A 10940-nucleotide genomic window follows, 5' to 3' on the forward strand; every position below is an offset into this window, starting at 1 on the left:
TTCTTTCTCCCGTTTCTGGTCGTCACGCTGGGGGCGGCCCTGTTCGGCATCTACGTCAGCTTCACCGACTGGGGCATCATCGGAGCCCCGCACTGGATCGGCGTCAAGAACTACGTTCGGGCCTTCACCGACCCCTGGGTCTGGAAGACCTGGTCGAACACGCTGCACTACGGTCTGCTCGTCGTCCCCGCCACCACGCTCGTGGCGCTCGCGATGGCGCTGTTCGTCAATCAGCGCTGGCCCGGCTACACGTTTGCGCGCGCGGCGTTCTACGCGCCCAACGTCGTCTCGGTCACGGTGATCGGGCTCGTCTGGGTCTGGATGCTCGACACGCAGTTCGGCTTAGTCAACCAGTACCTCGGCCGGTTCGGGGTCCCCGACGTCCCGTGGCTGACCAACCCGAAATGGGTGCTCTACGGCATCGGGATGGCCTCGGTCTGGTGGGACGCGGGGTTCAGCATGGTGGTGCTGCTGGCCGGCCTGCAGGACATCCCCGCCGAACTGCGCGAGACGGCCGCGATCGACGGCGCGAATCGCCTCCAAACGCTCGTCCACATCATTCTTCCGCTGCTGCGCCCGGCGCTCAGCCTCGTCGTGACGCTCCTGATCATCGGCACGCTGCGGGTGTTCAGCCAGATCTATATCATGACCAACGGCGGTCCCGCGGGCGCGTCCGCTTCGGTCATCCATTACGTGTACGAGATCGGCTTCTCCAAGTACCAGCTCGGCTACGCCGGCGCGATCTCGGTGATGCTGTTCGTCACCATCCTGATCGTCACGGTCGTCCAGCTGCGTCTGTTCCGGGAGCGGACGTGGTGAGGCGCAGGATCGGCTGGAGCACGTGGACGCTGTGGGCGGCCGGCATGGCGGCGGCGGTGGCCTGGGCCCTGCCGCTGGTCTGGATGGTGTCGACGTCGGTCAAACCGCCGGGTCAGGTGATGACCCGCACGGTGGAGTGGCTGCCCCGCACCGTCACGGTGCAGAACTATGTCAAGGTGCTGCAAAAGCCGGTGGCGCACTGGCTCCTCAACAGCACGATCGTCACGGCGGCATCGACCGCGGTCAGCCTGACCACCGGGGCGATGGCTGGGTACGCGCTGGCGCGCCTGAACTTCCCCGGACGCAACGTGCTGTTCTTTCTCGTCCTGGCCGTGCTCATCATCCCCACCGAGATGACGATCGTGCCGCTGTTCATCGGCGTGCTCCGGATCGGCTTCGTAAACAGCTATCTGGCGCTGATGGTCCCCTCGCTGGCGAGCGCCTTCAGCGTGTACCTGTTCCGCAATTTCTTTCTCTCCATGCCGCGCGAGCTGGAGGACGCGGCATCCATCGACGGCGCCAGCCGTTTCCGCATCTTCTGGACCGTGGCGCTGCCGGTGGCCCGGCCGGCCGTGATCGCCGGCGCCATCCTGCTCTCGACCAACTACTGGAACGCCTTTCTGTGGCCGCTGCTGGTGATCTTCCGCGAGGACATGAAGACGCTCCCGGTCGGCATGGCCGCCTTCACCCCCGGCACCGGCGTGGGCCAGTCGACCCAACTTGGAGGGTACGCGCCCGCGATGGCGGCGATGACCATCCTCACGCTGCCCAGCATCCTTGTCTTCCTGTTCCTGCAGCGCCAGTTCATCGAGGGCGCGACCAGCGCGGGGATCAAGGGATGACCCCCCGTTCCGCCGCGGACACCGTGGTGCACCGAGACCCGTTCGCCTACTGCTCGCACCCCAGCATCCTGGAACTGGCCACGGGCGAATGGCTGATCGCCTTCATGGAGAGCATGAGGCGGGCCGAGGTGCTCCACAGTCCCGCCGACCCGCGGTTCTACAATGTCCTGACCCGCTCTGTGGATCAGGGGCGCGCCTGGTCGGCCCCGATGGTTGCACCCGGCTACGACTGGTACGGCGTCGAGTGCCCGAGCCTCACCCGGCTCTCGAACGGAGACCTCCTGCTCTTCCAGTGGCGCTGGCGGTGGCGGCCGTGGTCCCCGCGCGAAGGCCGCAGCCGGACGCCGGGCCTGTACGAGCGGGCCGGCTACCCCTGGGCCCGCGGCAACGATGGGGCGTACGTCCACCGGTCCCGCGATGAGGGGTACACGTGGGAGGTCGGCCGGCGGATCGATACCGCGCCCTACGAAGGCGCGTACACCATCCGGAGCGCCGCCGAGCTGCCCGATGGCACGCTGCTCTTCGCCGTCACGGACATCCCGCGGTGGCGCCAGATCTACCTGCTGCGCTCCGGCGATGGGGGGGCCACGTGGAGCGTCGGGGCGCGAGTCGCGAGCGCCCCGGACCGGCAGTTCTCCGAGCCGGCTCTGGTCCGGGTGGGAGGGCGGCTTGTCGCGCTGATCCGCGAGGTGATCACCGGGTTTCTGTACCAGGCGGAGTCCGACGACGGCGGGGTGACCTGGACGGAGCCGCGCCCAACGCGGATGTGGGGAAGCCCGCCACACGTGCTCGATCTCGGGGATGACCGGCTGCTCTGCGTGTATGGACACCGCCGCCTCCCGTATTCCATTCGCGGCTGCGTCAGTCCGGATGGCGGACGGACCTGGGATATCGCCCACGAGCTGACGCTGCGGGGCGACCTCCCGAACGCGAACCTGGGGTATCCGTCGTCGGTGCTCGTCTCGCCCGGCCTGGTGTTCACGGCCTATTACGGCGAAGACGCCGCGGGCGTCACCTGCATCCAAGGCACGCAGTATTCGATGTAGCGGCACAAGGAGTGATGCGATGTACCGGGTGGTGGACCTGCAGCGCGTGCACGTCTACGGCGACGGGGCCAACTTTTGCGCCGAGGTCTCCGTTGCCAACCTGGGGGACGGCGAGCTCGTCGGCGTGCTCGCCCAGAACCGCGGCCTCGTCCACACGGACACGGGCACGATCATCCTCGTGCGGTCGAAGGACCACGGCAAGACGTGGGACCCTGCTTCCAAGGTCACCGTCATGGCCGAGGAGGAGGACGCCGGCTGGAATGTCGCGGCCGTCTGCCGGCTCTCTGACGGCTCCCTGCTCGTCCACGGCAACCGCTGGCGGTACCTGAACGACGGACGGATCGACCGCCAGCATGGGCAGTCGGAGATCGACGGCGTCTGGCTCACCCGCTCGACCGACAAAGGTCACACGTGGAGCCCGCCCGCGAGGGTGAATTTCGCGCCGATGCGCAACGCGCGGGTGCGCGACGCGATCGTGGAGCTGCCGAATGGTGATTTGTTGATGCCGCTGCATGGGTTTCGCTGGCAGCGCACGATGCCCGACATCGCGAGCTCCGAACGGGAGCGCTCGTTCGTGCTCTGGTCGCCCAACAAGGGAAAGAGCTGGCACTATTATGGAACGATGGGCTACGATCCCGCGGAGATCATCCACTACCATGAGCCCGGCCTGGTGCGGCTGCATGACGGGCGCCTGCTGGCATTGATGCGGACCCAGCGCTGGCCGTCGCCTGCGGACCCCGGCGAGCAGATGGGGCCGCCCAGCGGGTACATCTACACCGCGGTCTCCGAGGACGACGGGATGTCGTGGAGCTGGCCGCGCACAACGAAGCTGTGGGGCTACCCCACCGACGCCATCACGCTGCAGGACGGCGCGGTTTTGGCCGCCTACAGCTACCGGACCAAGCCGATGGGGGTGCGGATCGCCGTCTCCCCGGAAGGGGAGCGCTGGTCGCAGGACGACGTGTTCACCTTGGCCTCCTATGATCCCGCCAAGGTGCGCCCGGTGTTCCCCACCTGGGAGGGGGAGCCGCTCAACTCGGTCATCCAGAGAGGCGTGCTGTGGCACATCGGCTACCCCAGCTCGATCTTGGTCGACGACGGGCGGGTCTTCACCGGCTACCACCTCTTCAACGCCGAGGGCCGGCAGTATGTCGAGGGCGCGATCTACCGGATCGCGCGGGCCTAGGGGCGACGCATGAGCGCGCCGGTGATGCGCGACGGCCTGAGCGTCGGAGATCGCCCGTGACCCGGCTCCGCACGTACCGCGCGGACGACTTCGAAGCCCTCGCCAGCCTGATCAACAGCGCCCGTTCCTCGCCGACGATGACCGCGGCCGGCCTGCGCGAGTTCCTGGACTACCCCTGGTTCTCGCCTGGGGCCGACCTGTTCGTGGTCCCCGCAGAAGAGGGACCGGACCTGCTGGGGGCCCGCGACGTGCGGGTGTGGGCGCGGGGAGACGAAGCGGTGCCCATCCTGGAATCGTGGGGCGTCCTGCACCGGCGGGTCCGCGATGGAATTGCCGCGCGCGAACTGCTCGAGGCGGCACTGCACCGGACCGGCCAGATCGTGGCGGGGCGCGGGGCCGAACGGGGCATCTTCGAGGTCCGATGCGACGTGGAGGATGCCGCGTCGATACGGCTCTTCGAGTCGTGTGGCCTCCGACAGGCGCGCACCCTCCTCACCATCCTCCGCCCCAACCTCGAAAACCTCGCGCCGGCCCGCGTCCCGGAAGGGATCGCCGTCCGGCCTTACCGGGTCGGCCAGGACGAGGAAGCCTGGGTGCAGGCGTTCAACGACGCATTCGCGGACCATTGGGGTGGGTTCATGGGGATGTCCCTCCCGCTCTGGACGAAATATGTGCACCGGCCGTGGTTCAAGCCGCAGCTCAGTCTCGTGGCGTGGGACGGAGCGGAGATCGCTGGGTTCGGCCACTTTATCATCCATGATGAGCAGAACGCGTTGACGGGCAAGCGGCAGTCGCTGATGCGCTACATCGGCGTACGCCCCCGGTGGAGGGGGATCGGCCTCGGGGTCGCCCTCACCCGGGCCGGACTGATTGCCTCGCGCGAGGCGGGGATGACGGCCTGTCTCTCTGGAGTCGATTCCGAGAACGTGACTGGCGCCCACCACATCTACGAGCGTGAGGGGTTCGTCACCACCAACCGGCACTTCATGTACCGGACGGAAGTGCACTCAGAGACGTGACGCCTGAACACCGCCCTCACGGGGTGCCTCGCTTCACGAAGCGGTAGGCCTCCTTCGCGAGCTCGACCCAGTTCGCTCGTCCAGCCCCGACGGACACCCACTGTGTCATCAGCCGCCCGTGGCCGGGATCGAAGTAGTGGCCCGTGCCGCTCCTCACGAGTTCGTCGACTCGCTGCTTGGGGAGCTTCGCGACGAACTTTCCCCGGACGAGCATCGCGAAGATCTTCCCGTCCACATTCAAGACGGATTTGGAACTGAACATCTTTCCGCAGCCGACGTGCCGGTTCTTGGCAAACGCAGCTACGACCGGCATGAAGCTCGGGTCGACGTCGGTCGCCTTCCGTTCATTCCTCGTCTTCTTCGCGACGCCGGGCATGCTATTGCACCTCGAACGACGCGTGAAGCGTTCCCGTCTTCCCGCCACTCGAGCACGTCACGGAGACGGGCCACGTCCCGGGCGTGGTTCGCGTGCCGACGATCCAGCTCCATTCCACCCTACCGGCGTTGTCCGCCGTCTTCGGGGTGAGCCCTTTCGCGCGACTCGGGCCTGACTTATACGTAACGGTGATCGTGCACGATGCCCCGGGGGCCGTCTTGACGGAAATGCTGGCAGCACGCCCGTGGCTGACGGGCGAGGTGATCGAGACAAGCGTGACGGGCAGTTGCTGCTGTGCGTCGACGGGAGCGCTGCCGGCGAGAGCGAGTGCTGTGGCCAAGGTCAACGCTAAGGCAAGGCTGAGCCGATGCATCCGAAGCATGATTCATCCCCCTTTCGCGCCGGTCACGAACGGTTCATGCAATGGCCCCAAGCGGCGCGAGGAAGCGTCGCGACGACGAGGAACTATGACGGAAATGACAACGGATCTCGCGGCCATCGACGTCCACGTCCATCCTACCAGCCCGGAAGCCATCGGCGTCCTCAGCAGCGACCTCGAGGCCATGGGGCAGTACTTCGGCCGGTCGATCGCGTCAACCTCGATGGACGAGCTGGCCGCGCAATACCGGGCACGGCGCATGATGGCCGTATTGCTCGCCATGGATACGTCCACAGCCACCGGGGCGCCACCCGTTCCGAACGACCATATCGCCGCGGCCGTGCGGGCCCATCCTGACGTCTTCATCGGGTTTGCGGGCGTCGACCCCTGGAAAGGACGGTTGGCCGTCGACGAAGCGCGCCGGGCCCGCGAGGTGCTCGGCCTCCGCGGCCTGAAGCTGCATCCCGGCCTGCAAAAGTTTGCCCCTAACGACGACCGATTCTATCCGCTCTGGGCAGCCGCCGCCGAGCTCGGGCTCGTCTGCCTGTTCCACTCCGGCACAATGGCGACAGGGGCGGGCCTGCCGGGCGGTGGTGGCTATAAGCTCAAATACGTGAACCCGCTGCTTCTGGACGATGTGGCCGCCGACTTTCCGTCCCTCCAGATCATCCTGGCGCACCCCGGCTGGCCCTGGCAAGCAGAGCAGCTGGCGATCGCCCGCCACAAGGCGAACGTCTACCTGGACCTGTCTGGGTGGTCGCCCAAATACTTCCCCACGGAGCTGGTGGAGCATTTCAACAGCCTGCTCCAGGACAAGTGCCTATTCGGGTCGGACTGGCCGTTCATGACACCGGAGCGGTGGCTCGCCGATTTTGCCGCCCTGTCAATTAAAGACGCGGTCAGGCCGAAGATTCTGCGTGACAATGCACGGCGATTGCTGGGAGTGCCGTAGCAGCCGGGCCACAGCGTAACCGTCAGGGTGGTGAGCGGTGCAGCCACCTTCGGGATCACCTCCACGTGGTCTCCTGGCGCTACCTAGTGGCCCGCCCAAGCAGCGTCCCGCGGACGTACGACTCGATCCGCTCGTGATCCCGCTGGTAGAGCACGCCGCCGTAGATGATGGCGAGCCCGAGGACGGTCAGCGCAAACGGAAACATTAAAGAGTCCTTGAACACGACGTAGGCGAGGTGCCCGAGATAGATGTACACCCCGATCGCGCCGAAGACGAGGAACACGCGCCGCTGCAGGACGACCGCGGTGGACATCAGGGCCAGGTTGACCAGACTGTACACCGCCCATGAGGGCTCAGTGCGCATCAGCACTGAAAGGCCGACCGAGAACGACAGCAGGCCGAAGAGATACCCCCAGGAGGCATAATCCTCCCGGGTCCTCCGGTCAGTGAGAACCGAGAGGACCAGCATGATCATGCCCACGCCGAGCGACACCCACAATCTGTCATTCCATGCGTCGGACCCCGCATCGTGCGGCTGTCTGAAGAGCAGCGGAGCCAGGTCCATCGACATGTACCAGAAGGCGAAGGCAATAGGGAACGTGAGGAAGGGAAACCGCACAAACCGGAGCGCCACGAGGCCGGCCGCGATGGTGCCGATCTCCATGAGAAACCAGCTGCCCTTGATCCAGGCGTAGTATCCGGAGTAGGCGCCGGGATCTCCCTGCGGCCAGATGCCCGTGGTCCGTTCGAGTCCATAGATCGCGAGGGGGACCATCCAGACCGCGAGGGTCACGAGGAGCCCCCCGGGCACCCGGTAAGGCTCCCTCTGCCAGAGCCGGTACCCGACAAGGCCGAAGCAGGCGGCGTAGACCACAGCGATCCCCAAGATGCCGCGGCCGCCGAACCGCTCCCATGCCGTGGTCATGAACCAGCCCAGTGCGGCCATGACGACGAGGGCGCCCAGGTAGTATGCGACGTTGGGCACGTCGAAAGACGCGGATCGAACGTGATGCTTCTCGAGCGCCTTCCAGAGGACTTCCGCCTGTTCGGAGGAGACCCCGCCGTCTATCGCGGCCTGAAGGAAATCGCGTTTGACGATGTTCATTGTCTTCACCGTCCACTGAGTCGCAATCTCTCCGGTCCGAAGAGTACCAGTCCTGCGCCCCCCCGCCATCGGTCGAAGGGCCTAAGGGCGCGCGGAACCCCTCCTGGGTCTAAAGGCCGATGCCGGTTCTTCGAGGGCCTGTTACCGTCTGTGGCAAGGACGATCGGCAGGAGGGATGGCCAATGGACATTCCGGGAGAGAGCGGACGCCCTGGCGAGGCTATGGCGATCGCGCTACTCAACACATACGGAATGGCTGCTGGATACGCCGTCCCGCAAGGGGGGACATCAGGTCCCGACGCCGCTCCACGTGCGCGTCGGGAGGGGCCCGCAATCGAGGGTGATGAAGAACACGGCCTGGGTGAGATCTTCGTCGGAGCCCTTCGCGTCGCAATCGCGCTGATGTGTGTCCTTGGGGCTCTCGCCGTCAGTCTCTACGCACTCTCCGTCATTTTGTGGTAATGCCCCGACCGGATCGCGTTGAGGACAGACACCGCGTCACAGCCGTGCGATTGAAGGGATGGAACATGGCCGGCCAGAAAGTCGTCGCCAAACGGGATCCAGGGAGGTCTGGCGACATGCCCAAGTATGTCATCGAAAGGGACGTTCCCAATGCCGGTAAACTATCCCCGCAAGAACTCCGTGCTCTATCGCAGAAGTCATGTGGCGTCCTGAGTAAAATGGGATCTCAGATACAATGGGTTCAGAGCTATGTGACTGACGATAAGATTTACTGCGTCTACATCGCTCCGAACGAGCAGATGGTGCGAGAACATGCAAAGCAGGGTGGATTCCCCGCTAACCGCGTCTCCGCGGTCAAGAATATGATTGACCCGACGACCTCGGAGTAGCTGCTCGAGAAGGACAGAGGAAGAAGATGCGGGAAAGGAAACTGCCGCCCTTCCTGCCCAACTACCTCCCCGCGCATGGAAACGCCTCCGCAACATAATGGCAAGCAACACTGTGGCCGTTGCCGATATCCTGGGCTGGGGGATCCACCTCTAGGCACGGGGTGAACGCGTGGGGGCACCGCTCGCGAAAGGGACACCCCGTCGCGGGCAGCGAGGTGGAAAGGTCCGCCCCGAGATCGCGACTCTGCATCAGCCATCCCGGCTCCAGCCGTGATCTCGAGCCGAGGAGCGCCTGCGTGTAGGGATGTTGGGCCCGTTCCAGGGGCATGCCTGGGGGCAGTACCTCAACGATCCGCCCGCCGAACATGACCGCGATCTTCGGAGCGATGTACCTGACGACGTGCAGGTCGTGGCTGATGAAGATCATGCTCAGGGCGAGCTGCGCCCGCAGGTCCGCAAGCAGATTGAGGATCTGCGCCTGGATCGACACGTCGAGCGCGCTGACGGGTTCGTCGGCGATCAGGACGTCGGGGTCGGCGGCGAGCGCCCGTGCGATGCAGATCCGCTGCCGCTGCCCGCCGGAGAAATCGGAGGGATACCGGTCGACGGCGCGGGCCGGCAGCCCGACCTGGTCCAAGAGTTCGTCGACGCGGCGGGCGACCCCGTCCCGGGCGGCCAGGCGGTGCACGAGCAACACCTCTCGGAGCGTCGATCCGACCGTGAGTCGCGGATTCAGCGACGAGTACGGGTCCTGAAACACCACCTGGATGCGCCGGCGCGAGCGCCGGAGGGGACCCGCGCCGAGCCCCGTCAGGTCGATCCCGTCGAGACGTACGCGGCCCGCGTCCGGTCGCTCCAGCAGCGCGAGGCAGCGCGCAAACGTGGATTTTCCGGATCCGCTCTCTCCGACGATGCCGACGGACTCCCCGCGCTCGAGGGAGAGCGACGCGTCCACGAGGGCGGGGCGCACGGCGTCGCGGACGCCCCGGCTGCCCGGCGCAGGCGACCATCCCCGCCGGTGCGCATAGGTCTTCGTCAGGTGCTCGGCGACGAGCAGCATCTACGCGCCGGCGCGGTCCGCCGCCGCGAGGCTGCCGCGTATTTCGTCCAGATGGTCGATCCGGATGCAGCGCGACCAGTGCCCCGGCGACGTCTGCGACATCGCGATCGGCGCCGCGCTGCAGGTATCTACCGCCAGCTCGCAGCGCGGGGCGAACACGCATCCCGGAGGTAGGCGCTCGGGGTCGGGTGGGGCCCCCGGGATCGCCCGGAGCCGCTCGCCGACCACGGCCTCGGGCAGGCTGTTCATCAGCCCGATAGTGTACGGATGCTCCGGCCGGAGGAGGACCGTGCGCGTCGGACCGAGCTCGACGAGCTCGCCAGCGTACATTACCCCGACGCGGTCGCACAGGCCGGCGACGACGCGGAAGTCGTGGGACACGAGCAGCAGGCTCATCCCTTGCTCGCGCCTGAGGGTGTCGAGGAGGCGCAGGATCTCGGCCTGGACGATAACGTCGAGCGCGGTCGTGGGCTCGTCGGCCAGCAGCAGGGTGGGGCGTGCCGCGAGCGCCATGGCGATGTGGATACGCTGGCGCATCCCGCCGCTGAACTCGTGGGGATAGGCGGCCGCGCGGCGCGCCGCATCGCGGATCCCGACGCGCTCCATCATCTCGAGCGCGCGCGTCCGGGCGGCGCGCGCGCCGAGCCCCTCGTGGGACCGGATCACCTGCGCGATCGCGTCCCCGACACGCAGAACGGGGTTGAGGGCGGTCATGGGGTCCTGGAAGATCATGGCGATGGTCGATCCCCGCAGCGCCTGCATTTCGGCCTCGGCGAGTTCCAGAAGCGAGTGGGCCCCGTACGTGACCCGACCGCCGCCCGTCGCTCCGCGCGGCAACAGCCTCAAGATCGCGCGGCAGGTGAGGCTCTTGCCGGATCCGCTTTCGCCCACCAGGCCGAACGCCTCGCCGGGGGCGATCTCGAACGACACGCCCCGCACGACTGGGCGACCGCCCCGAAACGCGACCGTCAGGGCCTCGACGCGCAGGACGTCTCTAGGACGCACGGACCCGGCGTACGATATCGGAGACGCTGTCGCCGATGAGGCTGACGAAGAAGCTCGTGACGATGATCGCGACCCCAGGGAAGATGACCACCCACGGCGCGGTGATGATGAAGTTCCGTCCCTCGGCGATCATCACGCCCCACTCCGGCGTGGGGGGTTGCACGCCGAGGCCGAAAAAGCCGAGCGACGCGCCGGCCAGGATGTCCAGCACGAAGTCGCTCATGCCGAAGACGAGCGCCGGCACGATCACGTTGGGCAGCAGATGCCGGAACATGATGCGGGCGTCGCTGTACCCGAGGCT

The 10940-nt window shown here is 66.7% G+C and carries 13 protein-coding genes; 7 read left to right on the plus strand and 6 right to left on the minus strand.

What is annotated here, in order from left to right; translation table 11 throughout:
* The 5 genes from VFP86_13960 to VFP86_13980 form a co-directional block, all read left to right on the plus strand.
* Positions 1–819, plus strand: an 819-nt coding sequence (locus VFP86_13960) for a sugar ABC transporter permease (protein ID HET9000739.1), incomplete at its 5' end; no start/stop codon positions are given.
* Positions 816–1661, plus strand: coding sequence for a carbohydrate ABC transporter permease (locus tag VFP86_13965; GenBank protein HET9000740.1), 846 nt, complete (start codon positions 816–818; stop codon positions 1659–1661). The genes VFP86_13960 and VFP86_13965, both read left to right, overlap by 4 nt.
* Positions 1658–2707, plus strand: coding sequence for a sialidase family protein (locus tag VFP86_13970; GenBank protein HET9000741.1), 1050 nt, complete (start codon positions 1658–1660; stop codon positions 2705–2707). The genes VFP86_13965 and VFP86_13970 overlap by 4 nt, the downstream gene beginning before the upstream one ends.
* A 19-nt stretch (positions 2708–2726) precedes the next feature.
* Positions 2727–3893, plus strand: coding sequence for a sialidase family protein (locus VFP86_13975; GenBank protein HET9000742.1), 1167 nt, complete (start codon positions 2727–2729; stop codon positions 3891–3893).
* Positions 3894–3949: 56 nt separating this feature from the next.
* On the plus strand, positions 3950–4912 hold the full coding sequence (locus VFP86_13980) for a GNAT family N-acetyltransferase (protein ID HET9000743.1): 963 nt from the start codon (positions 3950–3952) through the stop codon (positions 4910–4912).
* A 16-nt stretch (positions 4913–4928) separates the two neighbouring features.
* Here VFP86_13980 and VFP86_13985 read toward each other — a convergent pair whose 3' ends face one another.
* Positions 4929–5288, minus strand: coding sequence for a hypothetical protein (locus tag VFP86_13985; protein HET9000744.1), 360 nt, complete (start codon positions 5286–5288; stop codon positions 4929–4931).
* Position 5289: 1 nt separating this feature from the next.
* Positions 5290–5670 carry a hypothetical protein gene (locus tag VFP86_13990; GenBank protein ID HET9000745.1) on the minus strand — a complete coding sequence of 127 codons (381 nt, stop codon included), beginning with the start codon at positions 5668–5670 and terminating at the stop codon, positions 5290–5292.
* 94 nt (positions 5671–5764) lie between these two features.
* On the opposite strand from VFP86_13990, the gene VFP86_13995 reads away from it, so the two are divergent.
* Complete coding sequence (locus VFP86_13995) at positions 5765–6619, plus strand: amidohydrolase family protein (GenBank protein ID HET9000746.1); 855 nt, start codon at positions 5765–5767, stop codon at positions 6617–6619.
* 79 nt (positions 6620–6698) lie between these two features.
* On the opposite strand, the gene VFP86_14000 is transcribed toward VFP86_13995, so the two are convergent.
* On the minus strand, positions 6699–7724 hold the full coding sequence (locus VFP86_14000; protein ID HET9000747.1) for a DUF2157 domain-containing protein: 1026 nt from the start codon (positions 7722–7724) through the stop codon (positions 6699–6701).
* Between the two features lie 577 nt (positions 7725–8301).
* Between VFP86_14000 and VFP86_14005 the strand changes: the two genes are divergently transcribed.
* Entirely contained in the window at positions 8302–8574 is a 273-nt protein-coding gene (locus VFP86_14005) for a DUF4242 domain-containing protein (GenBank protein HET9000748.1), read from the plus strand.
* 61 nt (positions 8575–8635) lie between these two features.
* On the opposite strand, the gene VFP86_14010 is transcribed toward VFP86_14005, so the two are convergent.
* The 3 genes from VFP86_14010 to VFP86_14020 form a co-directional block, all read right to left on the minus strand.
* Positions 8636–9634 (minus strand): oligopeptide/dipeptide ABC transporter ATP-binding protein, encoded by a 999-nt coding sequence (locus VFP86_14010; GenBank protein ID HET9000749.1) that lies wholly within the window; start codon positions 9632–9634, stop codon positions 8636–8638.
* On the minus strand, positions 9635–10639 hold the full coding sequence (locus tag VFP86_14015; protein HET9000750.1) for an ABC transporter ATP-binding protein: 1005 nt from the start codon (positions 10637–10639) through the stop codon (positions 9635–9637).
* On the minus strand, positions 10629–10940 hold a 312-nt coding region (locus VFP86_14020), incomplete at its 5' end, for an ABC transporter permease subunit (GenBank protein HET9000751.1). The genes VFP86_14020 and VFP86_14015, both read right to left, overlap by 11 nt.

The organism is bacterium (assembly GCA_035703895.1).
Taxonomy (GTDB): Bacteria; Sysuimicrobiota; Sysuimicrobiia; order Sysuimicrobiales; family Segetimicrobiaceae; genus Segetimicrobium.

What these genes read in the sequence shown, in the direction of transcription:
- VFP86_13970 (HET9000741.1), top strand. Translation starts at nt 1,658, where the DNA reads ATGACCCCCCGTTCCGCCGCGGACACCGTGGTGCACCGAGACCCGTTC.
- VFP86_13995 (HET9000746.1), top strand. Translation starts at nt 5,765, where the DNA reads ATGACAACGGATCTCGCGGCCATCGACGTCCACGTCCATCCTACCAGC.
- VFP86_14005 (HET9000748.1), top strand. Translation starts at nt 8,302, where the DNA reads ATGCCCAAGTATGTCATCGAAAGGGACGTTCCCAATGCCGGTAAACTA.
- VFP86_13990 (HET9000745.1), bottom strand. Translation starts at nt 5,670, where the DNA reads ATGCTTCGGATGCATCGGCTCAGCCTTGCCTTAGCGTTGACCTTGGCC.
- VFP86_14010 (HET9000749.1), bottom strand. Translation starts at nt 9,634, where the DNA reads ATGCTGCTCGTCGCCGAGCACCTGACGAAGACCTATGCGCACCGGCGG.
- VFP86_14000 (HET9000747.1), bottom strand. Translation starts at nt 7,724, where the DNA reads ATGAACATCGTCAAACGCGATTTCCTTCAGGCCGCGATAGACGGCGGG.
- VFP86_13975 (HET9000742.1), top strand. Translation starts at nt 2,727, where the DNA reads ATGTACCGGGTGGTGGACCTGCAGCGCGTGCACGTCTACGGCGACGGG.
- VFP86_13985 (HET9000744.1), bottom strand. Translation starts at nt 5,288, where the DNA reads ATGCCCGGCGTCGCGAAGAAGACGAGGAATGAACGGAAGGCGACCGAC.